Origin of the sequence: Acinetobacter sp. SwsAc4 (genome assembly GCF_013391535.1) — a bacterium.
GTDB lineage: Bacteria > Pseudomonadota > Gammaproteobacteria > Pseudomonadales > Moraxellaceae > Acinetobacter.
The window spans coordinates 44,698-68,871 of the sequence record NZ_JACAXC010000008.1 but is presented as its reverse complement, the minus strand read 5'-3'; the positions used below and the strand labels follow the sequence as shown (position 1 = coordinate 68,871).

Sequence of the window (24,174 nt, the reverse complement as noted above, 5' to 3'; positions counted from 1 at the left end):
TTGATAAGTGATTTTAGTTTGAAGCCTAGCAATTATTTGCAGTATTTTCATTTTTATAAATTAAGTAATTATCCAATAAACTAAAAAGTATACAGGCAAAAACAAGACTTATTCCAGCGATGCACGTCATTGTCCAACCACCATGATTCCATGAAAAAATCCCAAGTGCAGAGCCACAAGCACCGCCTGTAAAATACGCCGTCATATAGATGGCATTAATTCGAGATTTTGCATCAGGTCTTAAACGGAAAATAATACTTTGATTACTAGTATGGACAAGCGCTAAAGCCAATTGGATAACTGCAAATCCAAGAATGTAGCTGAATAGAAAAGTTTGTGCAAAATAGAAACAAATCCAACTGAGGATGAACAAGCCACAACCGATCCAAGTTAATTGTTTGGTATAACCTTGGTCAGCGTAACGACCTATATATTGAGTTGATAATGCGCCGAAAATACCGACAAGGCTAACCATTCCAATAACAAGGTCAGGAAGATGATGTGCTGCTGTGAGCAATAAAGCAATCGTTGAGTACAAAATACTGACTGCCGCAAATGCAAAAGCACCTGTCAATGCACGTAATAGCAAACGTTTTTCTTGTTTTAATAATTCAGCCATAGAGACAAAAATTTGTCTGTAATCCATTTTGATTCGCATAACATATGGAAGTCGACTTTTCAGTGCATAAGCCAAAATCAATATTAAAATACCACTCACGACATAAATGACTTTCCAATGAAACAAATTTGAAAACAGCCCTGCAAGACTTGTGGAAAGTAAAATACCAACCAATAAACCACTCATGAGAAAGCCAACCACTTCACCTGTTTTTTCTGGTTCAACAGTCATGGTTGCGAGTGGAATTAACACTTGAGCAGCGACAGAAAATAGTCCAACTAGAATTGTACCAATCCAAAGCATTGGTAGATTCACAGAGAAAGCACAAATAAATAGGCCTACCGCACATAATGCCATTAAGAGCGGAATAAATTTGGTCTTATTAACGACATCGCCCATTGGAACAATAAAGAGCAAACCGAGCGCATAAGAAACTTGAGCAAAAGTTACAGTCAGGGCTGCTTGCCCCTCTGTCACTGCAAAAAATTGCTGAATGGAGTGAATTAAGGGTTGGCTATAATAGTTTGCACCTGCGCATAAACCACATGCTGTTGCCATAAACCAGAGTAAGGCTTTATTTTGACTCATATTTTGGGCGTTTGACATAATATTCTCTTCTCTGGTTCTTAGGCAGTATACGCAGTCGCTTCGATTTCAATTTGCATTTCTGGTAATGCTAAGCCTTTGACTGGAATAAGTGTACAAACAGGGAATTCATAAGTTTTCCAAAGATCCACTATTGTTTTAATCACCAGCTGATGTTTCTGAGTGTCATGATCAACAATCAGAACACGTAACACGGCAATATCTGAAAGTGTTGCTTGAATTGAGGCTAAAGCCTGTTGAATATTATAAAAGACTTGTTGTACCTGTTGGTCAAAAAAAGGTGAAAGTTCACCATTTTTATTTTCTCCACCTTGCCCCGCAAGATGAATAATTCGCATATTCGGTTTCACAACAGCAATATGACTATATCCATTGCTTTTAGGATGATAGAGCGCTTCAGGATGAATTATTTGAAAGGCTTGAGTATTTATTTTATTCATTACGGTACATCTTTATAAAATATGATATCTGCTAGTATCAAAGTTCAAGTTAACTAGAGATCAAGGAAATTTTGAAACAATATTCCTCAGAAACATGGCTTAGTATCGGAAAACTTGCAAAACGTAGCGGCGTAAGTGTTCCAACGATTCGTTTTTATGAAGAAAAAATCTGATTTGGAGTACTAGAACGGAGGGGGATCAGCGTAGGTATCAGCGTGCGATGCTTAGGCGAATTGCAATTATAAAAGCAGCTCAATAGGTTGGGATCAGTTTAAAACAAATAAAACAAACGCTGAGTATCTTACCAAAGCAACAAGTGGCTACGAAAAAGATTGGCAAATTATGTCACAAGAGTGGCAAGGGCAATTGGATCAATTTATCGGTTGTGGTTGTTTCTCTTTGGAGCAATATCTTTTGCGAAATCCTGAAGATTGTCTGGGAGAGGGGGCAATAGGTGCACATTTTCAAGAAATTTTATTTTTAATGAATCAAAAAAATGAGTCAGAATTTTAAAAGATGATTTTATTGCACTAATTTTGTGCGTTTTTTGAGGTTTTACTAGACAAAATCATACAAATATCACTTGAAAAAATGCCATTTAAAATTTTTACATTTATTTTTGATAATTATCTTGATTGATCTCTATTCGCATCTTTGGATCATTTTGAATGATTTGCTTAGTCTTTACTAATCGATGATTTTATCTGTAAAAATTTGATCGAAGTCGCTCTAAAAACGCTATAAATGTTCTAAGAAGCCAATCCCACCGATTAATTGCATGATTATGATGCAGATTCGGATGATTTATAAATCACAATACGTTCAATATCTAAACCAGATAAGTAATTTGTATTGATTATAAGTCATTGATGCAACAAAGTCCTGATTTATTATTTATACCTTACTTTTTTATCTGTTGTTGATGACTGAAAAAGATAGTGAGCTGGTGAGTTTGTTTAAATAATCAGATTTACTTATATGGTATATAAAGATAAAGTTTTTTTACTTATAAGTAGGCAAACATGCTGATTATATAAGTTGCAAACATTAATCTGAATCATCAGTTCAAAATATAGGTATTTATTAAATAAATATTGGGTGGAATTTTAAAAAAGTTCCATTAGAATCCAAAATTCAACAAAGAATACTCCTGGGGGAAACATTGCTACTTGCGATGTTTACTTAAGAAAAACTAGCTTGAGGAACGCTCATGCAGATCGGAATCCCAACCGAAACTGTTGCAGGTGAAAGTCGTGTAGCGGCAACACCAGAAACAGTTAAGAAGTTGATTAACGCAGGTCATAGCATTGTCATTCAACGTGGCGCTGGTGTTAAAGCAGCCTATATTGACAGTGCTTATGAACAAGTTGGCGCAACTATTACGGACGATGCTTATACAGGCAGCCAAATTATTTTGAAGGTACGTGCCCCTAAAGGTGACGAAATTCAAAAACTTGCGGCAAATACAACTGTAATAGCTATGTTTGACCCTTACCGCAATCCAGAATTAGACCAGTTTGCTACTCAGCAAGTGTCTGCTTTTGCTTTAGAGTTACTTCCTCGTACGCTTTCACGTGCACAAAATATGGATGTACTTTCTTCTCAAGCAAACTTAGCGGGTTATAAATCTGTATTGTTAGCTGCGGCTGAATATCAACGTATGTTCCCAATGTTAATGACTGCTGCGGGTACCGTAAAACCTGCGCGTGTTGTGATCATGGGTGTTGGTGTTGCTGGTCTTCAAGCGATTGCGACTGCAAAACGTTTAGGTGCGGTTGTAGAAGCAACTGACTTACGTCCAACGGCTAAAGAACAAGTTGAGTCTTTAGGTGGTAAATGGTTAGACGTACCAATGTCAGACGAAGAAAAACAACGTGCTGCTGAAGCTGCGAAAAGCGGTTATGGTTGGCAGCCGGGTGAGCAATACATCAAAGATCAAGCTGCGATTGTAGATAAAGCTGTATCAAATGCTGACATCGTAATCACGACTGCATTGATTCCGGGTCGTAATGCTCCGCGTCTGATCAAGGCTGAAACTGTTGCCAAGATGAAACCGGGTTCTGTCATTTTAGATATGGCAGTTGAAACGGGTGGTAACGTTGAAGGTTCTAAAGAAGGCGAAACTGTTGTTACTGAAAATGGTGTGAAAATTTTGGGTATTCCAAACATTCCAGGCACAGTTGCAACTGAAGCATCTGCATTGTATGCACGTAACGTTTTTAACTTCCTTGAAACATTATTCGACAAAGACAAAAACTTTGCGATTAATCCAGAAGAAGAAATCCAAAAAGCGTTACTCGTGACTCATGGCGGTCAAGTACTGCTCAAGCGCGGTTAAGGAGAGTTCTCATGGTTGAAACGATTACAATTTTCGTCCTTGCCATCTTCGTAGGTTACTACGTAGTTTGGGGAGTAACACCTGCGTTACATACACCACTTATGGCGGTAACGAACGCATTGTCTTCAATCATTATCGTTGGGGCAATGATCCAAACCGTGGGTATGCCTGCAATTGGTGTTGATGCCAATGTAGCATTCCAAAGTGTAAATGTTGTAAGCATCTTAGGTGCTGTTGCTGTGTTCTTGGCAAGTATCAACATTTTTGGTGGCTTTGCTGTAACTGCTCGTATGCTTGAAATGTTCAAGCCGAAGCAAAAGAAAAAAGAGGGCTAAGCAATGGAATTTATTCGAGACTATGCGGATTGGTTCTACCTGATTGGTGCTGTCCTCTTTATCTTAACTTTACGTGGCTTGTCTGGCCCTAAGACTGCAATTGCAGGTAACCGCTACGGTATGATCGCAATGGCGATTGCTGTAGTCACAACCTTCTTTGTTGCTGAGCATCCAGTAGTTTGGATGATTGGCGGTGCAATGGTGTTGGGTGCTGTTGTTGGTATCGCACGTGCGAGAACAGTTCCAATGACGCAAATGCCTGAGACGGTTGCATTGATGCACTCTCTCGTCGGTTTGGCTGCAGTATTAATTGCGATTGCTGCGATTCTACACAACAACCAACTCAATGTATTATTTGAACAAAATGAAGCTGCTTTAACTGCTGCTGGTGTTCAGCACGCACATATGAGTCCAGTTCATTTATTTGAATTGTTTGTTGGCTGTTTCGTTGGTGCGATTACATTTACTGCGTCTGTATTTGCTTACGGTAAATTAGCTGCGAAAAAATGGGCAAAAACAATTTCTGGTGCATGGGTTAAACCAGTTCAAGCAATCATCTTTATTGCGATGCTTGCATGTGGTTTCTACTTCTTCACTACGGGTAATATGACTGCATTCTGGGCAATGACAGCACTTGCACTTGCATTTGGCTGGGTGTGGATTGCGCCAGTCGGTGGTGGTGATATGCCAGTTGTGGTATCACTTTTGAACTCATTCTCTGGTTGGGCTGCAGCAGGTATTGGTTTTACACTTGAAAACAATATGTTGATCGTTGCGGGTTCACTTGTAGGTTCTTCTGGTGCAATTCTTTCTTACATCATGTGTAAGGCGATGAACCGTTCAATCATCAACGTCTTGTTTGGTGGTGCGATGGGTGGTGCAGCAGTTGCCACAGCGGACAAAGGCGAACAAGTTCAACGTAACTATCGTTCTGGTTCAGCAGATGACGCAGGTTTCTTGATGTCAAATGCAGACAGCGTTGTGATTGTACCTGGTTATGGTATGGCGCAAGGTCGTGCACAGAATGCAGTTAAAGAATTATGTGAAATCTTAAAAGAACAAGGCGTAACAGTACGTTTTGCGATTCACCCAGTTGCTGGTCGTATGCCTGGTCACATGAACGTATTACTTGCTGAAGCTGATGTTGCGTATGAAGACATCTTAGAGATGGATGAGATCAACTCAGACTTCCCTGCAACAGACGTAGTACTTGTGATTGGTGCGAATGACGTTGTTAACCCAGCGGCAAAAGATGATCCAAGCTCACCAATCTATGGTATGCCGATTCTTGAAGCGCATAAAGCACGTACCATCATGGTGATCAAACGTTCTATGGCAACAGGTTATGCTGGCTTGGACAATGACTTGTTCTATAACGAAAAAACGATGATGATCTTCGGTGATGCCAAGAAAGTTGTTGAAGATATGACAAAAGCAATCAATGGTGGTGGTCACTAATCTGACCCTATCAGGATTGAAAAAGCCACCCTTGGGTGGCTTTTTTATTTTCGATTTAATTAAAGATATTTTTCTACAAGATCCATAGATTGAGTATAAAGATCGCGCGCAAGCTGTTGGTTTTTAGCATGTGGTGATTTCCAGTCTGGCATATCTGCACTGACATATTCACCATTACGATTTGCCCAATGATCTGCAATAGCCATATCTGTAATTAACTTTGCAGGAACCGAGGTGGGTACTAAACAGATTTTCATAACTTCGTATACTGGTTTAGGGAGTTCTCTATAGATATCTGATGCAACACCGCCTGGATGTAAAGCATTATTGGTAATTGTACTGTTTGCCATTTGTTCAGCCAGTGCATTGCTGAATAAAAGATTCGCTAACTTAGACTGCCCATAATAAAACAGCGGATTGTAAAAACCTTCTGCACGGAACTTATTAGGTTTGATTGAACCCGCCCAATGTGCAATCGAAGCAAGATGTACGATTCGGGCTTTAGGTGCTTTTTCTAATACTGGGAGTAGTTTTTGCGTCAAAAGAAAGTGACCGAGATAATTCACCCCAAATTGTTGTTCAAATCCATCAGCAGTGAGTTGCTTGGTTTTGGCAAAAAGGCCAGCATTGTTGATTAAAACATCTAGATTGCCATATTGATTAGCGATTTGATCTGCCGCTTTTCGGGTTTGTTCAAGACTATTTAAATCAAGTGAAACTAAGTCTACTTGTGCTTGATCAAGTTTACGTAATTTTTCTTGTGCAGCTTGTGCTTTTTGAGGATTGCGGCAGGCAAGAATGACATGCTGTCCTTGTTTGACCAATTGCTCCGCTGTAGCAAAGCCAATTCCTGTATTTGCACCTGTAATCAAGACCTTCATGTGTTACTCCTGTGATACTTTTTATTAACCGAGTTCTAAGGTGGTGTTATAGTGCGTTAAATTTGACAATTTGTCATGTCAATTTTTAAAATTACCAATAGCTCATCTTTGTACTTTGAGTAAAAAACTTTAATCATCAATAAGAATGTTAAATCGCTTTTTTATGATAGATAAATATAAACCAATAAATTTTTTGAATAAATGAAGTCTATTTTGGCATTCTCTTTGCATTTAATTTCTTGTTCTTTTTTAGGGGGATTATATGAAAAATGTCGTATTGATTTTGCCATTTCTGTTGTTTCTCTCTTCCGCTACTTTTGCCGAAACTGCACCTAATATTCAAGAAATTCGCCTTTCCTTGGATAGCGTGTGGGTGGTTGTTGGTGGAATTTTAGTTTTCTTTATGCAAGCAGGATTTGCTTTGATTGAAAGTGGATCTGTTCGTAGTAAGAATACCGTTAATGTTCTTATGAAAAATTATATGGACACCTGTATAGGTGGCATCATTTTTTGGCTATTTGGTTTTGGGTTGATGTTCGGTTTAAATCAAACAGGCTGGATAGGATGGGGATATTTTATGCCGAGTCAATTAGATGACTGGCATTGGAATTTATTATTTTTCCAAATGATGTTTGCAGCAACAGCAACCACGATTGCAAGTGGTGCGATGGCAGAGCGTATCCATTTTGTTGCTTATGTGGTGAGTGCCATCTTTGTCAGTGGTGTGATTTATCCGATATTTGGAAGTTGGGCTTGGGGAGGGTTGTTTGGTGGAGATGGTTGGTTAAAAGCTCTGGGTTTCATTGATTTTGCAGGTTCAACAGTCGTGCATTCAATTGGTGGTTGGGTGGCACTGGCAGGCATTATCGTGTTAGGACCACGTTTAGGTCGATTTGGTCGCAAAGGGCAAAGCCATTTTTTAGCAGGGCATAACTTACCTCTCGTTGCATTAGGAGGCTTTATTTTGTGGTTTGCTTGGTTTGGTTTTAATGCCGCTTCAACCGTTGCAGCTAGTGTTAGTATTGGGCGTATTGCATTGAATACACATCTTGCTGCGTGTGCGGCAGCTTCAACTTATATGATTTTTGCACTGCTTCAATCAAAAGCAGTCTTGATGCGTCATACGATTAATGCTTCATTAGCGGGCCTAGTCGCAATTACGGCAGGATGTGCCACAATGTCACCGCCGTTTGCCATTATCACAGGGGCAATCGCTGGATTTTTAATTACCTTTGTTCCACAATTTATAGAAAAGATGCAATTAGATGATGTGGTGGATGCTGTCACTGTTCATGGTGTTTGTGGTGCATGGGGGACATTAGCCGCAGGTATTTTCTTTGAAAAAGCACTATTTAATTTAGATATTATTCTTGTTCAGGCCTTAGGTGTGGGGGCTGCATTGATTTGGGGATTTGGTGCATCTTTTATTATGTTTAAATTACTCGATAAGCTCTTGGGTGGTTTGCGAGTTTCACAACAACATGAACAACGTGGTTTGGACTACACTGAACATGCGGAGTTATCTTATCCTGAGTTTCAAAGAGATGTGACTTTTGAGACTGAAAACATCACTCATCGGCATTAAGGGGTGATTGCTATGGTGGAACTAACAATTGAACAAAAGAAGCAGGCAGTCACAAAAGGATTATCCCAATTTTTGCCAGATAACGTGTTGCAACGTGTTTTACACTATTGGGAAAGTGAATATGGTCATCAGCCTTCTTTTGTATTAAACCGTTTTTTAAGTGAAATTTGTACAACACATGAGTTGCAGTTGGTCCGCAAAGACATGTTGCGTCAGGTCTTGCATGAAATATCGATTGTTGAAAAGCAGCAACATCTTGAGGTTAAAGACGATCTAGATGTGGTGATTGCGGAAGAAGAGCAGCCTGTAGATTTATTTCAAGCTTTTTATGATTTTATTATCACAATTTTAAAGTCAGTTCATCGGAATGATTATTTAGAGTTCGTAGATGAATTGGGGGTGAAAATGAAAAAGCATCGCTTATTGGCTGCTTATCGATTTATTGATGGTTCAGAAAAAAATTGTCTTAATCAAATACCTCAAACACTCTATGCTGAACTGATTACAATTTTTTATGCCATTTATTGTGATTTTTATGGACCAAATAAAGCTGATCAGCTCTATGCGCAGATTAAGAATACAGTGAAGCAACAATATCCTGAAATTGATTTAAAACAGTTACTATGAATATAAAAAAAGCGACCAATTTGGGTCGCTTTTTTGAGCATTACGCTACTGATTCTGGTACACGCCACAAACTTTCTAAGTCATAGAACTTACGGGCGGTAGGTAGCATAACGTGTACAACAACGAACCCTAGATCAATTAGGATCCATTCAGCGTCTCGTTCACCCTCAACACCAATTGGGCGAAAACCTGCTTTACGTGCTTCATCAGCAACATTGTCAGCAAGTGCTTTGACGTGACGAGTAGATGTTCCGCTTGCAATTACAATCGCATCGGCAATATTGCTAATAGAACTTACATCAAGTTCTAGAATATCTTTGGCTTTTACATCAGTAAGGGCTTCATGTACAACTTTTAAACAAGCATGTACATCTTTGTTTGCTGTTTTGATTTTTAGGTCGTGAGAATTAGAAGCGCTGGGCGATGGTTCTAAATTCATAGAGGGTATATTTTCCTGACAATTGCTCATCGTCAAATATACCGTTTTTCTCTATAAAATTCAAATTTCAGCAGTAACAGTTTATGTATTCACGTCATTGGAAAAGTACTTTTCTTTCCATGCAAAAGATTGATCTGATTGAGTTTTTGGTCGGTATTCTGCACCAATATAACCTTGATAGTCACTTTGACGTAACCAGTCAAAAATTTGCTTATAGGGAATATTTCCTGTGTCAGGTTCATGTCGATTTGGATAATCGGCAAATTGGATATGTCCAATTTGATGTAAATTTTCCTGTAATCCAGCCAAAATCTCTTCACCCATCATTGCCATATGGTAACAATCGTACTGCATTTTTAAAGCAGGATGGTTGACGACTTCCAGCATTTCTTGGGCTTGAGCGATATTCTGAACTAGAAAACGTGGCATATCTGTGCCATTAATCATTTCAAAAATGGGTTCAATACCTTGTTCACTGAGCATGTGGCAAGCAAGTTTCAAATTGCTTGCTAAGGTATTTAAACAGGGTAAGAGGTCAGCATCTTGAGGCTGTTTACCCGCTAAAATATTGACTCGAGGAACATTCAGAGCCTTTGCATAACGAATTGCAAGCATAAGGGCATGATGGAATTCAATTTCTTTTCCAGGAATACCTGCTAGACCATTACCGCCCTGCATTAAATCGCCAGCAGGCACATTAATGAGGCAAAGAGAAAGATCGTATTGTTCAAGCTGAGTTTGAATGTCAAAAATTTCTAATTCATATGGGAACTGAATTTCGATATGTTGGAAGCCATGTGCATGGGCTAAAGCAAAACGCTCAATCAAAGGGACTTCCGTAAAAATCATCGACAAATTGACTGCAAGATGGCTCATATTCAATCTCCTTCAATCAATTATTATTGCTCTATATATTGAATAATAGTCGCTAAATCATTATCAGCAAAGCCATTTTCTTGGTGAGCTTGTAACTGTAGTAGGGCTTTTTGTGCAACAGGTATATTTAGGTTAAAACTATGTGCAAGTTTTAATGCATTATTAAGGTCTTTAGATAAGGTCTGCACTTTCCATTGCACAGGCTCGAAAGTATGGGTTGCCATACGAGGAGCTAAAATTTGAAATGGTTTGGAATCTGCAAAACCGCCTGCAAGTGCAGGAGCGAGTAAGGTAGTGTCTACGCCTGCTTGGCTCGCTAATGCAACAGCTTCTGCGATCAACGTGCTATTTGCTGCAACAATTAATTGATTACAAATTTTGGTGGCTTGTCCAGTCCCTGTTTCACCCATACGGGTGACACGTTGTGATAAGACTGTATAAATAGGCTCGAGTGCTTGGATGGTGTGTTCATCGCCACCAGCAAAAATGACCAAAGTACCTTGTTCTGCCCCGATAGTCCCACCTGAAACAGGTGAGTCAATCCAAGTCACTTGTTGCTGTTGGGCAGATTGTGCCAATTGTTGTGTCGCGGTTACCGACAAGCTAGAAAAGTCAACAATCACTTGCTCTGCTTTTAAATAGGGCTGGATTTGATCGAAAACGCTTTGAACAGCTTGATCATCCGCTAAACATATTAAAATAACAGGGTATTCCGCAATCTTGTTTAATTCTAATTGAGTTGCACCTTGTTGAATAAGTGCTTCACATGCATGTTGGCTTCGATTCCATACCGCTACAGTATAACCAGCTTGAAGAAGTCGAGAGGCCATACGTGTACCCATTAACCCCATGCCTAAGAACGCGATAGGTGTTTGTTGATTCGCATGCATGTGAATTTATCCTCGTGCTTATTTATATTGGCGCGGCAAGAATTGAATTTCTGGATTCTTATCTTTTTTACGTGCAAGGCTACTGTTTTTACCTAAAAGTAATTTAAGCTGCCACAGTTTTTCTAAACGTAAAGCCTTTTCAGGTTGATGTTCCATTGCATCCAATACTCGTTTCGCTGCCATAATTGCATCTGGCGAGCGCTGTAAGATTTCTTGGGCGATCACGTTTGCTTTGGCTAATGGATCTTGATCTAAATGTGTCACTAGACCAATTTCTTTAGCGTATTCTGCGTCAAAGATACGCGCAGTCAGCGTTAGTTCTTTGGCTAGATCAACGCCGATCAGCCCTTTTAATGAGCGGGTTAAACCCATGTCAGGTACTAGGCCCCAACGGCTTTCCATAATCGACATTTTAGTAGTGGGAGTCGCAATACGAATATCCGCTGCGAGTGCAAGCTGCATTCCTGCACCAAAGCAAAAACCTTCGATCGCTGCAATAACAGGAATAGGCAAATTTTGCCAAATTAAAAAAGCTTTTTGAAATAAGCTTTGTCCTGGTTTGATCAGTTCCCATGCTGCAAATGCTGTATTTTTTGGATTATTTAGATCTGATAAGTCGATACCAGCACTAAATACCTGTGCTTCACCCGTGAGGATGACACAACGAATTGAACGATCTTTCTCAATTTTTTTAGCTGTTGCAACCAATTCTTTTAATAATGCAAAACTCATTGCATTGCGTTTATCTGGTCGATTTAAGGAAACAGTTGCAATCCCATTGTTCTTTTCAACGCGTAAAAGTGCCATTTACCATACTCTTATTGTGTTTGATTGGGGCAGCATAGCATGAGTCTTTAACCTGAAACATGACACCGCAGTCACATTAAATGTCATGGGCGTGTAAGATGAGATTTGCGGCTTGTCGCACCTGTTCAATGGCTGTGTTTAATTCATTAAAGCGATAATTTGTTTCCCGAATAAAGCCGTCATCTGCTTTACGTCGTTCTTTACGTAGGGTTGAAACGAATTGTTCAAACTCGCCCGAAACCTGTTGTAAATTCGGTGTTCCTACGTATCGAGTAGCACCATATAGACGGTGTAAGACATGTTCCAGTTGAGGGAAGTCTTCCATTTCAATCAATTGTTGCATTTCAGCAAGTTCAGTATCGAAACTGTCTACCAACATATTCAATAGATCTTGTGCTAGATCTTCTTTGTTCGCTGCTAATTGAACACTTTGTTGCCAATTCAAAATTTGAGGATCAATCGTTTCAATCGAACGTTTTTGTTCCGTATTTGCTGGTTGGGAAGAGAAATTGTTTTTCGTCCAGTGCGTTAAGATTTGAATGATTTGTTCCATTTGAATCGGTTTGGTTACGTAATCATTCATACCAACTTTGAGTAATTTTTGCTTTTCGTCTGCTAGAGCATGTGCCGTGAGTGCAATAATCGGAAGTTGCATGCCTGTATCTAAAGTTGACTCTAAGGAGCGAATTGCTCTTGTTGTATCAATTCCAGACATCACTGGCATTTGGATGTCCATAAAGACTAAGTCAAATGGCGGTAATTTTTGTTGTATACGTGCTTGAATGATATCAATCGCTTTCTGCCCACTGAGCGCTTTCGTGGTTGTGACGTTCAATTCACCAAGTAATGCTTCCAGTACAATCAAGTTAGGTAAATGATCGTCTACAGCAAGTATATGTAATCCTTGACCATTAAAGTTTTCTGGTTCTGGCTCAAAGATAGGTTGATTTGCCAATAACTGAACTAGTTCACGACGACTCAACGGTTGGTAGAGCGGCCGCGCACGATATTCATTGAGCATGTTTGGCTCAAGGCTCATTTGGTAACCGTAAACGGCTAAATTTCCTTGGTAACGCTGACGAATTTCTTTGAGTAGTGCTTCTGTATCACCACTATGGTCAACGATGAGCCATGTATTTTCTTGCTGATTTAAATGATTCAGACGACTAAATAAATCCAAAATTGATTGTGTTTCGATATGTGAGACACGGTAGTTTTCTAAATATGAACGAAGCACACTCGCTGTGGCAGAATGGGCAAGGTAAGAGACTACTTTTAAATGATCGAAATGTGGATGCTCAACAAATTCATCTTGTTCATCTACTTTAAATGAAGCCGTAAACCAAAAAGTTGAACCTTTTTCTGTCGGTGCACGTTCTTGGTTGTCTTCAAAGCCAATTTGACCATGCATCAAATGAACAAGTTGTTTGGAAATCGCTAAGCCTAATCCTGTACCTCCAAATTGACGAGTAACGGAAGCATCACCTTGAGAAAATGATTCAAATAGTTTTTTACGGTCGGTACCACTGAGACCAATACCACTATCTTGAACGCTGAAATGTAATAGGCATTGTCCAATATCATCATCTTCCATACGTACACGAACAATGATTTCACCATCTGGAGTGAACTTAATGGCATTGGAAATGAGGTTGGTCAGAATTTGTTTAAAACGTAAGGCATCGCCAACCACATGCTGTGGAATATTCTCAGCGTAGTAAAATGCCATGTTGATATGTTTTTGCGCTGCAAGCGGAGAAAGCATATCCATCACATCAAAAATAGCTTCTTCCAAATCAAATGGTGCAGTTTCGAGCTCTAATTTACCTGCGTCAATTTTAGAGAAATCAAGTACATCATTAATCAGTGCCAATAGGTGAGCAGATGATTTACGAATAGTCTGTAGGTATAGGTTTTGTTCATTGCTAAGGTTCTGCTGACGAAGCAATAAATGAATAAAGCCATCAATACTGTTGAGAGGTGTTCTTAGCTCATGGCTGATATTGGCTAAAAAGACTGATTTAGATTGATTTGATGAAATCGCTTGGTCACGTGCTTGACGATAGGTAATGTTCTGAACTTCGAGTGTGTCTAAGGTACGACGTAAATCCTCTTCGGTTTGTTCAGTATGCTCTTTCAACTCCAAGAAACTAAAATGTAAACGTTTGACTGCATTGGCAATATCACGCTGGAGCAGGCGTAACTCGCCTGTACTGTTCACCACAATATGCTGATCCAGCGTATCGGCATTCAGGCGCTGCATCTGCATACGAATTTCATAGAGTGGCGCCAGCCAGCGCCGTGAAAAAACATTCAGGCAAAATAGTAAAATCATCAGGGTAATCAGCCCTGTCGCTACCAAGGCTAATAGAATTTTATAACGAGCTAACTCAAGTGGCTGATTGTCTAATTCAATCATGAGCCAAATTGATTCGTTATGACCACCAGCCAATTTTGCACCATAGATGCTGTTGTGTTTATGTGCGATTGGACCAAAAAAATTACTGTTATTTGGAAAAGTTGGCCAAAAACGATTATTTTGATAACCAATACTGAGATAGGTTTGCCCTTGATTATCAATAATGACAGCGCGTTGTAAGTTTTTCTCATCAAACATTTTTTGCATAATGTTTTGAGCGCGATCATATTGATCGGGGTGTTGTTGTACCAGTTGCAGTAATTTTTCTGCGGTTTGATGATAACGAGCTAAGATCGCTGAAGCATCGGAATGCTGTTGTTGTTTGGCTGCACTGGTGGTTTCAGATAAAACCCATAAAATTCCAACACCTGTCAGTACGGCGATCGGTACTAAAATAAGTGCAATCAATTGTCCATAAGCATGATTGAGCCGTAAGCGTTTTGACAGGATTTTATTGAAATTTGACATAGTGCGGTCAGATTTATCATTCTGTGCAACATCTTAGCATGCTTTGTGGCAAACAGAGGTACGGGCTAGCCAATAAAAAGCATAGTGAAAAGGTGCAGTATTTCTTATTTTTTCATACAATAGTCGCCACCTTAATATCGGTGTCGATCATGACGAATACGCAAACTGATTTTTTAGCAGATGAATTTTTACTAGATTATTATGTCGGTAAAAGCCCTTTAGTGCGTTTGCAACGTTTAGCAAGTCATACTCAAGCTACCATATTAGCGAAATTAGAAGGTAATAATCCTGCTGGCTCAGTCAAAGATCGCCCTGCTTATAACATGATTGTTCAAGCAGAGAAACGTGGACAAATTCAACCTGGTGATACTTTAATTGAAGCCACTAGCGGTAACACTGGCATTGCTTTAGCCATGGTTGCCGCGATGCGTGGCTATAAAATGAAGCTGATCATGCCAAACAACATGAGCCAAGAACGTAAAGATGCAATGTTGGCTTATGGTGCTGAGTTAATCGAAGTGACTAAACAGCAAGGTATGGAAGGTGCACGCGATTTAGCTTTACAAATGCAGGCTGATGGCAAGGGGTTTGTGCTGAACCAGTTTGGTAATCCAGACAATGTAGAGGCGCATTACCTCACAACTGGACCTGAGATCTGGAAGCAAACGGGCGGAAAAATTACCCACTTTGTCAGCTCGATGGGGACGACAGGAACCATTATGGGGGTCTCTAAGTATTTAAAAGAACAGAACCCTGATATTCAAATTGTGGGCTTACAACCCTCTGATGGTTCGAGCATTGCAGGGATTCGTCGTTGGCCTGAAGAATATCTGCCAACCATTTTTGACCGTAGCCGTGTTGACCGTATCATTGACATTCCACAGCTTGCGGCGGAACAGACCATGCGTAAACTGGCACGCATGGAAGGCATCAGTGCAGGAACCTCCTCTGGTGGGGCCGTATGGGCATCACTGAAAATTGCTGAAGAAACACCTGAAGCCGTGATTGTGTGCATTATCTGTGACCGTGGTGATCGCTACTTGTCAACAGGACTGTTTTCAGTTCAAGATGAAGATCAGGCCTAACTGATTATACTGAATGATGAGCTTGCGTTTTCCAATTTTAGTTTTTGATATTGAAACACTGACTGACTTAAAGGCTGGTGCTCATCTTTATCAACTTGACTTGCCTCAATCCGATGTAGAACAGGCATTAATCAAAATCCGCCGTCAGGAATCAGGTAGCGAGTTTCAGCGTTTGCCCCTGCATGAAATTGTCTGTATTTCAGGTTTATGGATTGATGAAAAGGGCTTCCGCCTGTTTTCATTTAGTCAGGAGCAAAGTACAGAAGCTGAAATGCTGACAAAATTCCTGTCCATTTTTGACAAGAAGCAGCCGACACTGGTGAGCTGGAATGGCTCGCAGTTTGACTTGCCTGTGATTCTGTTCCGAGCCATGTATCATGGGCTTTCTGCGCCCAGCCTGTTTGATCAGGGTGAAATTGATAACCAAAAGCGCTTTAACAACTACCAGAACCGTTACCACCACCGTCATGTTGACCTGATGGATGTAATGGCGATGTTTAATGGACGCAATTTCCAGAAACTTGATGATGTTGCTTGTCTTTTAGGATTCCCTGGAAAACGTGGTGAGACTGGTTATCATGTGCCAGAGTATGTGAGTACTGAACAATGGTTAAAACTGACCAGTTATTGTGAAGGTGATGTTTTAAATACATGGTTGATCTATTTACGTTGGTTGTTGCTCAAAGGGCAGCTTAATCAACATGATCATCAGCATTGGCTTCAAACCACGATCGATTATTTACAAACTCAAACGCAACAAACAGAATTCTTACAGGTATGGCAACAAACATCGCAATATACTGTATTTACCGCAAATACGTTTGCGCCAAAAAATTAGGTTGATCTTTTGAAACATAAAGCGAAACAGCGCCCAGCTCAATATCCGACATATACCTTCCAAATCGAAGCTTTTTCTCATGAGGGGCGAGGGATTGCGCATTATGGAACGCATCCTGATCATCCAAAAGAAAAGCATGGCAAGAAGGTTTTCATTCGTTATGCGCTCGTGGGTGAAACAGTACAAGCCAAGATTAGCAATCAAACTTCTCGTTTAGAAGAAGCGGATATGGTTAAGCTAGAAAGTGATGCGGCTGTGGGACGAGTCGATCCAATTTGTCCGCATTTTGGGGTGTGTGGTGGCTGTAGCTTGCAACATATTCATCCAGATGAACAGATTTTATTAAAACAGAATGTATTAAAGTCACATTTACAACATTTTGCTGGTTTACAACCAGAGCAATGGTTAGATCCAATCCGCTCTGAAAAAATAGATTATCGTCGTCGTGCTCGAGTGGGCGTTCGCTATATTGCGAAACAAAATCGTTTGGTGATGGGCTTTCGTGAGCATCACAGTAATCATTTAACACCGATTCAGCAGTGTCACGTTCTTGATCAGCGTTTGTCCGAAAGTTTAGTAGAGTTGAGAAAACTACTCGAAAGTCTAACAGGCAAAGCCCACATTGGTCATATAGAATTAGCAATGGGTGATACCGAGACAGCATTATTGATTCGCCACTTGGATGAATTAAATGTGTCGGATGTCAACCAATTACGTCAATTTGCGTTACTAAAGGATTGGCAGTTGTATTTGCAACCTAAAGGCGCAGATAGTTTACATCGTGTTGATGATGCTCAAGCACCGATGCGTTTGCACTATAGTCTGGATGAGTTTGCGGTTAAATTTGCATTTTCACCTTTAGACTTTACTCAGGTGAATAGCGGTGTAAATGCAAAGATGATTCACTTGGCATGTGAATTGCTAGATTTACAGAAAGGGGAGAGAGTGCTCGACCTGTTTTGTGGACTGGGTAATTTTTCCTTACCTTTAGCACGTTGTGTTGGTGAGACAGGTCAGGTCATTGGTGTTGAAGCAAGTGATGAGATGGTACAACGGGCAACTGAAAATGCGAAAGCAAATCAATTGTCTCAGGCATTGTTCTTTTCACAAGATTTAACAAAAGACTTTTCGCATCATTCTTGGGCAAAACAGGGATTTGATGCATTATTAATTGATCCTCCTCGATCAGGTGCGTTTGAGGTTATGCAATATGTACCTAATTTTGGAGCAAAAAGAATCGTTTATGTTTCATGTAATCCATCAACACTGGCAAGGGATGCGGGTGTACTGGCACAATATGGTTATCAACTTAAAAAAGCAGCAGTCATGGACATGTTTACCCATACTGAGCATGTTGAATCAATTGCCTTATTTGAAAAAAATGAGCAATTTGAAAAGACCCAAGAGATAAACGATTAGAGAATGAGTTACATATCCAGAGGAGAATGGTATGGTCACAGTACGTGAGCAGTTACCTGGGCGACTCCATGAGTTGTCAGAGGAAACGACTGTAGAACATGCCGCTGAAGCGCAAAGTGGTCTGGTCTCTTGGCTAGCTCGAGTGCGTGATATTTTGGATGGGGCGGAGCTAAAGCAACTTCAAAAAGTTGCAGAGCTGACCTTGGCAAAAGAATTAGAAACCACGGTTCATCATCGTAGCAATACCTTTAGTACAGGTATTGGCATGGCTGATATTTTGGCGCATTTACATGTTGATGAAGACACATTGTCAGCGGCAGTGTTGTATCGAAGTGTGCGCGAAGGGTTAATTACTTTAGAGGATATTCAACAACAATTCGGCGAACAGGTGCTTGGTCTTGTACAAGGCACGCTTGCGATGGGTAAGCTCTCTGAATTGATTGAAAAAAATAAACGTTTAGAAGATCATTTTAATAACAATCAGCGTGAGCATTTAAACGGCATTTATAAAATGCTGATTTCAGTGACAGAAGATGTACGCGTTGTTTTGATCAAATTGGCTGAACGTACTTATGCTTTACGTGAATTAGCCACTGCAAGTAAAGAACGCCAAGAACGCGTTGCACGTGAGATTTTAACGATCTATTCACCACTTGCACATCGCTTAGGTATTGCACAACTAAAATGGGAATTAGAAGATCTCGCTTTCCGTTATTTGGCGCCTGAGCGTTATAAAGAAATTGCATCGTTGCTGAATGAAAAACGTTTAGAGCGAGAGCAATATATTCAGTTTGTGATTGATAAGCTAAAGACTGAACTGGGTATGCATCATATTCAGGCGGAAATCACTGGACGAGTGAAACACATTTATTCGATTTATCGAAAAATGAAAAGTAAAAATCTGAGTTTTGATCAGCTTTATGATATTCGTGCAGTGCGTGTATTGGTCAAAAGTGTACCAGACTGTTATCACGCTTTAGGTATTGTGCATCAGCTGTGGCGTCATATCCCGAACCAATTTGATGACTATGTCACCAATCCAAAAGCCAATGGTTATCGCTCATTACACACGGCAGTGATTGCTGAAAATAAATCTTTAGAAGTACAAATTCGTACTTTTGAAATGCACAACGAAGCCGAACTGGGCGTTTGTTCGCATTTTAATTATAAAGAAGGTGCAAAAAATACCGATCATTCATTTAATCATCGTCTACATTCTTTACGTGCGGTATTGGAACATTATCAAGAGCGTACCGAAACTACACCCCATGGCGAGGATGAAGAGTCAAATGGTATAGATCAAATTCAAGATTTTGAAAATTTTGAAAAAATCTATGTGTTTAGTCGTGATGGTGATATTAAAGAATTGCCACGAGGTTCGACGGTTTTAGATTTTGCTTACCATGTACATACTGAGGTAGGTAATAAGTGTTATGCAGCACGTGTCAATCAACGTTATGTGCCATTAACTTATACGCTGAAAACGGGTGAACAGGTTGAGATTTTAACCAAAAAAGATCGTGAACCGAACCGTGATTGGTTGGTGAACTCTTTAGGTTATATCAAAACTGCTCGTGCGCGTGACAAGTTGCGCCATTGGTTTAGACAGCAAGATCGGAGTAAGAATGTTGAGGTGGGGCGTGAGTTACTTAATAAAGAGTTAGCACGCTTAGCAATTCACCCGAAAAGTATCGATCTTAAAGACTATTCATCTCACTTTAATCTGAAATCAGGCGATGACATTTTAGTTGCTTTAGTCAGTGGTGATATCAGTTTGCATGCTTTGATGAATCAAGTGAATCGTCAGATGCACTTGGATCAAGATGAGCCTGAACTGGTCTTAAAGCCTGCCTTAAATCCACGTGCCAGCCATACGCTCTCAGCACACGGGATTTTGATCGATGGTTTGGATAATGTGGAATTGCATATTGCACAGTGTTGTCAACCTGTACATGGTGAGTCGATTGGGGGGTATATCACTTTAAATCGTGGTGTCAGTATCCATAAGGTTGCTTGTCCAGATTATTTGCGTATGACGACTCAAGAGCCTGAACGTGCTGTTGAAGCGGATTGGGAAATGCAACCGACCCGTGGTCAGAGTGTGCAAATCGTGGTTGAGGCTTATGATCGCCGTGGTCTGCTTAAAGACCTCACGCAAGTGATTTTCTCAGATCAAATCAATATTCGTCAGGTCAATACGATTTCTGAGGCAGATGGGATTGCCAATATGAAGTTGTTGATTGAAGTGAAAGGTTTGGCACAACTGTCTCGTTTATTGGCTCGTTTAGAGCAGCAACCAGGCATTATTAGTGCAAGACGTTTGGTTCAGGGTAGTTGATTGACATTATATTTATAAAAAAGAACACTTTAAATGAATTTAAGGTGTTCTTTTTTGCATCAACAAAAAATCATAAATTGAATATACACAGATTATTCGATCACCAACGAATCGGTTTTTCACTCGAACCTGGTGTGAGTTCAGCATCCGAGAGTGGTTCTGAACTCTCTACTTGTGTCGAGTTTTGTCGAGAGTAACTGATCGGCATTAAAGACAAGCCATTTAAGACATCATTACTTATTTGTTGTGCGAGTAAGTCTGATGAGGTTGTAGATTGTGAATTATGAATAAGCTCTCCTAGAGATTGGCGTTGCTGTTGATTTACAGTTCCTGCAGCAGCAACTTTTCCTGTATTTACCTCAATCACTCGCCAATTTAGACGGATTGCTTGTTGCCCAGCTGGAACAGCGCCATAAAATGAACGTCCTTGAGTCGTTTTTGCTTCATTGATACGTCCAACTAAAATATAGTCAGCACCCACCTTTTGCCCAAGTCTTGCCATTTCTGCTGGTGCACCATCCCAACGAAGAAAGGCATTTTCACTTGCCATTTCCTCAATATAGTCACGACTCACCAAACTTAACTGACGTGAGTTTGCCAGTTGAGTGCCGACCAAATCAGCAACTTCTGTCACAAAGTCATCAGCATCACTGCCATCTGTGAGTTGAGTTTTTGAATGGTTATATTGAAATGGCATAACCGCAATACGGCGTAAGTGTTGATCCGCTACACTTGATTGAAACTTGCTGACATAAGCACGCACTTTGGCGCGGTAGTTCTTGCCCGAACCCGAAATACTTAACACCTGAAAACGATTAATCGCATTAGTGCCCTGCGTTTCAACACTGAACACAGGTGAGGTTTTTCCTTGGTAGCTCCAATGGTTGTTGCTGACCACCATGCTCACTTCTTCCGCTAAGTCAGTGCGTGAACTAACACTGGTGCCATTTACAGACTGGGCTGCAATCAGCAAGGCTTCTGCAATAGCCTGTTGTTGGGTTGGGCCGCTACCTGTGGCTTCTTTCATGACTTCTTGTAGGGCGGCGTTGGCTGAGTGAATTGTTGTTAAGCAGAACAGGGCTGCACAAAGTAAGGATTTCATCATTTTCTATCATTCTATATGACCCGATGTTCAGCAGGTGCTGAGCATCGGGTTTATTGTTGTTGTGAATGGTTTATAGACCAAAAGTAGCACGTTTAGCCGATTTACGAATTTCTTTTTCGCCTGTCCATTCAACAATACCTGTTTTCAGGTTTTGTAATTTGAAAGTGAACTTGTAGTACACATCACTCTTACCGCCTGAATTTTTGACGATGCTGGATAAGTTACCATTCAGCATGTATTCAGCGGCAATTTGAGATCCTGTTTTCACTGCTGTACGTTTGTCTACCATGCCACTTTGCTGTTGATAAGCCAACTGGTCTGCCATTGCACCGACAGAAGTCATGTCAACGAAACGGAATTTTCCAGAATTAATTAGTTTATTCTGGATGGTGTCAGTGATGGATTCAGTATCAATATGCTCTTGGGTCTTGTTTTTGATACGGTCAACAAACAGTACTGGACGGCGAGCCTGAGTCATTTCAATCACTGGTGGAAACGCCAGCATGTCATCAACCATCTTGGCTGCGATTTGTTGAAGGTCGGTTGAACCAAAATCTTTGGTTAAGGTTTCAGTTGCCTGTGCATCGCCATAAGATACAGCCTGGGAGGCACAGCCACTGAACAATGCCATGCTGCCAATTGTGGTTGCTAAAGCCAACGTACGGAATTTCATGTTTTACCCCTTATAAATAAGCTGTTGATTAGTCTTTCTTCATGTAAATAAGTACATCAACACCACTTGGATTGGGTGCGACAGACTGAACGGTTTTTACTTCACGCCCTTGTAATGTGATTGGTTTCCAAGTTGCACCTTCTGGATTGATTTCTGTTCCATTGGCATCAAACCAAACAACTTTGTATTCAAAAGATTGTTCGTAGAACCAACCATTTTTTAAGGCGAGTGATGCTTTTTTAATATCTCCAAGACTGACCATATTGATTCGATTGACACCAATACGGGTTGCGAGAATAGGATTACCTGTCATGGTTCTGACATTGCTTGCACCAGTATTTGGGTCTGTTTGTGTACGCATCGCATTTGGTGCTGTACATGCAGTTAAGCCAAGGCTAAAGCTACACAGAATTATGGGTAAAAGGCGTTGTTTCATTATGTTTTACTCAAGTTGTTATTTAGCGATACTGAAGCTATCAGCGACAATTTGTTGGTTGGTTTCGATACCATGAATGAAGGTCGTCTGATTAGCTTTCACTTCAATATTGATCGATTGATTTGCATAGTTGTTTTTAAGTTGGATGGTATGACTACCAACAGGGAGTAAAAGGCGAGTGACTTGTGCATTGCTTGGGAGGGTATTCCATGCACGAACATCTGCTTTTTCTGTGGCAGTGTTATAGATATTGCCTGCAAGTTGTCCAAATACGCCTAAACGATTGCCCAGTTCTTTTTGTACAGCGTATTTCGCTGTAGAACGTGCAATTTGAGTTGTGAGATTAGCTGCAATCTTTTCTTTTAGTGTTTTGACAGCCAACGCACCAATATCAGTAAGTAATGCTGTATTTGCAACGGTTTTCCCATTTACAGCCACATCAACCTGACTTGGTGCAACATAGGTTGAAGGATCATAGCTTGCAAATGAGATATTCACTAATCCATTTGGTGTTGGAATTGCTAAGGTCGAAGAAATTTTTTGAGGAACTAATCCTTGCTCCAGAAAAATAACAACTGGATATTGACCATTTGCTTTCTTTGCGCCGTTATCGAGTCGTTTTACATCATTTTTAATAAAATCATTTGGCTGTAGTTCATATGCTTTTTTATAATCAACTAAAGCATCATTTTTTTCACCCAAGGCTTCCCATAATGTTGCCGCCATATAAAATGCATACGCATTTTGATAGGTATTTTTTACTTTACCCGCAATTGTATTTAGTCCAGCTAAAGCTTCATCGTATTCAGCTGGAGCAGAATTAACATTTTGACCTTTAGCTGCTGCTTTTTCTGCTTCTTTGCTATGAGCTAATTCAATTTCGCGTTGAATACGTTGCGCTACACGCATTTCAACAGCCGCGCCCTCAGTATTATTTAAAGCTAGATAGTTTATTGATTGGTAAACATGTGCTAATACCTGTTCATATTCAGGAATCTTATAAGGTGCTACACTATCATTACTCACGAGGGAAAGTGCCTTAAAACCTAATTTAGAGGCGCTAATTGTTGCTTTATTATTTTCAGCATCTAATAGTTCAAATGCTTTTTCAAAAGTTTGCTTACTGGCTTCATATTGTTTGTTTGCTTGTTCTAAACGCGCCTTTTCTAATAGATACAACGCTGCATCATTACTTTTAGCTTTTTTTTCAAATAATTCTTGCGTTGGTGCCGATATCGGTTGAGTCAAAGATGAACGAAAATTTTGAGCCGTATCCGTATAGTTATCAAATAAACCAGCATGTGCTTGAGTTGTTAAACCAGAAATCGATAAACTTATGCAACTGATGAATAAGAGTGAAAGCTTTGGTTTTAATAATAAAGATGACATATAAACCCCTGTAAAAATACAAAATGTATTAAAAAATTATATAAATATACAAAAAGTTATAAATAATTAACAGGGATTTAAGGAGATATTTAATAAATATTTT

The 24,174-nt window shown here is 40.0% G+C and carries 21 protein-coding genes and 1 pseudogene; 10 read left to right on the top strand and 12 right to left on the bottom strand.

The genetic code is table 11. From position 1 onward, the window contains the following. Positions 1 to 25: 25 nt before the first annotated feature. Positions 26 to 1,225: an MFS transporter gene (locus tag HYG88_RS06230; protein ID WP_178882781.1), complete on the bottom strand. Its 1,200-nt coding sequence runs from the start codon at positions 1,223 to 1,225 to the stop codon at positions 26 to 28. Between the two features lie 20 nt (positions 1,226 to 1,245). Further along, on the bottom strand, positions 1,246 to 1,665 hold the full coding sequence (locus HYG88_RS06225; protein WP_178882780.1) for a RidA family protein: 420 nt from the start codon (positions 1,663 to 1,665) through the stop codon (positions 1,246 to 1,248). A 71-nt stretch (positions 1,666 to 1,736) separates the two neighbouring features. On the opposite strand from HYG88_RS06225, the pseudogene soxR reads away from it, so the two are divergent. The 4 genes and pseudogenes from soxR (at position 1,737) to HYG88_RS06205 (ending at position 5,796) form a co-directional block, all read left to right on the top strand. Continuing rightward, positions 1,737 to 2,178 (top strand): annotated as a pseudogene (gene soxR / locus HYG88_RS06220) (redox-sensitive transcriptional activator SoxR). Between the two features lie 697 nt (positions 2,179 to 2,875). Beyond that, positions 2,876 to 4,003, top strand: a complete 1,128-nt coding sequence (locus HYG88_RS06215) for a Re/Si-specific NAD(P)(+) transhydrogenase subunit alpha (protein WP_178882779.1) — start codon at positions 2,876 to 2,878, stop codon at positions 4,001 to 4,003. An 11-nt stretch (positions 4,004 to 4,014) separates the two neighbouring features. After that, entirely contained in the window at positions 4,015 to 4,338 is a 324-nt protein-coding gene (locus HYG88_RS06210) for a proton-translocating transhydrogenase family protein (RefSeq protein ID WP_004881735.1), read from the top strand. Positions 4,339 to 4,341: 3 nt separating this feature from the next. Next, positions 4,342 to 5,796 (top strand): NAD(P)(+) transhydrogenase (Re/Si-specific) subunit beta, encoded by a 1,455-nt coding sequence (locus tag HYG88_RS06205; RefSeq protein ID WP_087545589.1) that lies wholly within the window; start codon positions 4,342 to 4,344, stop codon positions 5,794 to 5,796. Between the two features lie 59 nt (positions 5,797 to 5,855). Here HYG88_RS06205 and HYG88_RS06200 read toward each other — a convergent pair whose 3' ends face one another. Further along, positions 5,856 to 6,677 carry an SDR family NAD(P)-dependent oxidoreductase gene (locus HYG88_RS06200; RefSeq protein WP_178882778.1) on the bottom strand — a complete coding sequence of 274 codons (822 nt, stop codon included), beginning with the start codon at positions 6,675 to 6,677 and terminating at the stop codon, positions 5,856 to 5,858. Between the two features lie 262 nt (positions 6,678 to 6,939). Here HYG88_RS06200 and HYG88_RS06195 point away from each other — a divergent pair, with 262 nt between their 5' ends. Both HYG88_RS06195 and HYG88_RS06190 read left to right on the top strand, forming a co-directional pair. Beyond that, positions 6,940 to 8,262, top strand: a complete 1,323-nt coding sequence (locus HYG88_RS06195) for an ammonium transporter (RefSeq protein WP_178882777.1) — start codon at positions 6,940 to 6,942, stop codon at positions 8,260 to 8,262. A gap of 12 nt (positions 8,263 to 8,274) precedes the next feature. After that, complete coding sequence (locus HYG88_RS06190) at positions 8,275 to 8,889, top strand: hypothetical protein (RefSeq protein WP_178882776.1); 615 nt, start codon at positions 8,275 to 8,277, stop codon at positions 8,887 to 8,889. A 40-nt stretch (positions 8,890 to 8,929) separates the two neighbouring features. Here HYG88_RS06190 and rsfS read toward each other — a convergent pair whose 3' ends face one another. The 5 genes from rsfS to HYG88_RS06165 all read right to left on the bottom strand — a co-directional run bounded on the left by rsfS (position 8,930) and on the right by HYG88_RS06165 (position 14,788). Then, positions 8,930 to 9,328 carry a ribosome silencing factor gene (gene rsfS, locus HYG88_RS06185; protein WP_087547704.1) on the bottom strand — a complete coding sequence of 133 codons (399 nt, stop codon included), beginning with the start codon at positions 9,326 to 9,328 and terminating at the stop codon, positions 8,930 to 8,932. 81 nt (positions 9,329 to 9,409) lie between these two features. Continuing rightward, positions 9,410 to 10,204 (bottom strand): hydroxypyruvate isomerase family protein, encoded by a 795-nt coding sequence (locus HYG88_RS06180; protein ID WP_178882775.1) that lies wholly within the window; start codon positions 10,202 to 10,204, stop codon positions 9,410 to 9,412. 23 nt (positions 10,205 to 10,227) lie between these two features. Further along, positions 10,228 to 11,094 (bottom strand): NAD(P)-dependent oxidoreductase, encoded by an 867-nt coding sequence (locus HYG88_RS06175; RefSeq protein ID WP_005164309.1) that lies wholly within the window; start codon positions 11,092 to 11,094, stop codon positions 10,228 to 10,230. Positions 11,095 to 11,112: 18 nt separating this feature from the next. Further along, positions 11,113 to 11,901, bottom strand: coding sequence for a crotonase/enoyl-CoA hydratase family protein (locus HYG88_RS06170; RefSeq protein WP_005164310.1), 789 nt, complete (start codon positions 11,899 to 11,901; stop codon positions 11,113 to 11,115). 76 nt (positions 11,902 to 11,977) lie between these two features. After that, a complete protein-coding gene (locus HYG88_RS06165; RefSeq protein WP_178882774.1) occupies positions 11,978 to 14,788 on the bottom strand; it encodes an ATP-binding protein in 2,811 nt (936 codons plus the stop codon). Between the two features lie 149 nt (positions 14,789 to 14,937). Between HYG88_RS06165 and cysM the strand changes: the two genes are divergently transcribed. Genes cysM through HYG88_RS06145 form a run of 4 tightly spaced genes read left to right on the top strand, consistent with a single transcriptional unit; the run spans position 14,938 to position 20,468 of the window. Next, a complete protein-coding gene (gene cysM / locus HYG88_RS06160) occupies positions 14,938 to 15,873 on the top strand; it encodes a cysteine synthase CysM (RefSeq protein ID WP_005164319.1) in 936 nt (311 codons plus the stop codon). A gap of 22 nt (positions 15,874 to 15,895) precedes the next feature. Further along, positions 15,896 to 16,711, top strand: coding sequence for a 3'-5' exonuclease (locus HYG88_RS06155; RefSeq protein ID WP_171063604.1), 816 nt, complete (start codon positions 15,896 to 15,898; stop codon positions 16,709 to 16,711). A gap of 9 nt (positions 16,712 to 16,720) precedes the next feature. Further along, a complete protein-coding gene (gene rlmD, locus HYG88_RS06150) occupies positions 16,721 to 18,130 on the top strand; it encodes a 23S rRNA (uracil(1939)-C(5))-methyltransferase RlmD (RefSeq protein WP_005164325.1) in 1,410 nt (469 codons plus the stop codon). 31 nt (positions 18,131 to 18,161) lie between these two features. Next, positions 18,162 to 20,468: a bifunctional (p)ppGpp synthetase/guanosine-3',5'-bis(diphosphate) 3'-pyrophosphohydrolase gene (locus HYG88_RS06145; protein ID WP_005164327.1), complete on the top strand. Its 2,307-nt coding sequence runs from the start codon at positions 18,162 to 18,164 to the stop codon at positions 20,466 to 20,468. 100 nt (positions 20,469 to 20,568) lie between these two features. Here HYG88_RS06145 and HYG88_RS06140 read toward each other — a convergent pair whose 3' ends face one another. The 4 genes from HYG88_RS06140 to HYG88_RS06125 form a co-directional block, all read right to left on the bottom strand. Beyond that, complete coding sequence (locus tag HYG88_RS06140; protein WP_034602944.1) at positions 20,569 to 21,570, bottom strand: CsgG/HfaB family protein; 1,002 nt, start codon at positions 21,568 to 21,570, stop codon at positions 20,569 to 20,571. Between the two features lie 73 nt (positions 21,571 to 21,643). Beyond that, complete coding sequence (lpoB, locus tag HYG88_RS06135; RefSeq protein ID WP_005164332.1) at positions 21,644 to 22,246, bottom strand: penicillin-binding protein activator LpoB; 603 nt, start codon at positions 22,244 to 22,246, stop codon at positions 21,644 to 21,646. Between the two features lie 28 nt (positions 22,247 to 22,274). Next, positions 22,275 to 22,682: a DUF1425 domain-containing protein gene (locus HYG88_RS06130; RefSeq protein ID WP_005164336.1), complete on the bottom strand. Its 408-nt coding sequence runs from the start codon at positions 22,680 to 22,682 to the stop codon at positions 22,275 to 22,277. An 18-nt stretch (positions 22,683 to 22,700) separates the two neighbouring features. Then, positions 22,701 to 24,071 carry a COG3014 family protein gene (locus HYG88_RS06125; protein WP_005164338.1) on the bottom strand — a complete coding sequence of 457 codons (1,371 nt, stop codon included), beginning with the start codon at positions 24,069 to 24,071 and terminating at the stop codon, positions 22,701 to 22,703. Positions 24,072 to 24,174 lie beyond the last annotated feature (103 nt).

Excerpts from the sequence above, each read along its gene's own strand:
- HYG88_RS06230 (WP_178882781.1), bottom strand. The coding sequence starts at position 1,225 with ATGTCAAACGCCCAAAATATGAGTCAAAATAAAGCCTTACTCTGGTTT.
- HYG88_RS06225 (WP_178882780.1), bottom strand. The coding sequence starts at position 1,665 with ATGAATAAAATAAATACTCAAGCCTTTCAAATAATTCATCCTGAAGCG.
- HYG88_RS06215 (WP_178882779.1), top strand. The coding sequence starts at position 2,876 with ATGCAGATCGGAATCCCAACCGAAACTGTTGCAGGTGAAAGTCGTGTA.
- HYG88_RS06210 (WP_004881735.1), top strand. The coding sequence starts at position 4,015 with ATGGTTGAAACGATTACAATTTTCGTCCTTGCCATCTTCGTAGGTTAC.
- HYG88_RS06205 (WP_087545589.1), top strand. The coding sequence starts at position 4,342 with ATGGAATTTATTCGAGACTATGCGGATTGGTTCTACCTGATTGGTGCT.
- HYG88_RS06200 (WP_178882778.1), bottom strand. The coding sequence starts at position 6,677 with ATGAAGGTCTTGATTACAGGTGCAAATACAGGAATTGGCTTTGCTACA.
- HYG88_RS06195 (WP_178882777.1), top strand. The coding sequence starts at position 6,940 with ATGAAAAATGTCGTATTGATTTTGCCATTTCTGTTGTTTCTCTCTTCC.
- HYG88_RS06190 (WP_178882776.1), top strand. The coding sequence starts at position 8,275 with ATGGTGGAACTAACAATTGAACAAAAGAAGCAGGCAGTCACAAAAGGA.
- rsfS (WP_087547704.1), bottom strand. The coding sequence starts at position 9,328 with ATGAATTTAGAACCATCGCCCAGCGCTTCTAATTCTCACGACCTAAAA.
- HYG88_RS06180 (WP_178882775.1), bottom strand. The coding sequence starts at position 10,204 with ATGAGCCATCTTGCAGTCAATTTGTCGATGATTTTTACGGAAGTCCCT.
- HYG88_RS06175 (WP_005164309.1), bottom strand. The coding sequence starts at position 11,094 with ATGCATGCGAATCAACAAACACCTATCGCGTTCTTAGGCATGGGGTTA.
- HYG88_RS06170 (WP_005164310.1), bottom strand. The coding sequence starts at position 11,901 with ATGGCACTTTTACGCGTTGAAAAGAACAATGGGATTGCAACTGTTTCC.
- HYG88_RS06165 (WP_178882774.1), bottom strand. The coding sequence starts at position 14,788 with ATGTCAAATTTCAATAAAATCCTGTCAAAACGCTTACGGCTCAATCAT.
- cysM (WP_005164319.1), top strand. The coding sequence starts at position 14,938 with ATGACGAATACGCAAACTGATTTTTTAGCAGATGAATTTTTACTAGAT.
- HYG88_RS06145 (WP_005164327.1), top strand. The coding sequence starts at position 18,162 with ATGGTCACAGTACGTGAGCAGTTACCTGGGCGACTCCATGAGTTGTCA.
- HYG88_RS06140 (WP_034602944.1), bottom strand. The coding sequence starts at position 21,570 with ATGAAATCCTTACTTTGTGCAGCCCTGTTCTGCTTAACAACAATTCAC.
- lpoB (WP_005164332.1), bottom strand. The coding sequence starts at position 22,246 with ATGAAATTCCGTACGTTGGCTTTAGCAACCACAATTGGCAGCATGGCA.
- HYG88_RS06130 (WP_005164336.1), bottom strand. The coding sequence starts at position 22,682 with ATGAAACAACGCCTTTTACCCATAATTCTGTGTAGCTTTAGCCTTGGC.
- HYG88_RS06125 (WP_005164338.1), bottom strand. The coding sequence starts at position 24,071 with ATGTCATCTTTATTATTAAAACCAAAGCTTTCACTCTTATTCATCAGT.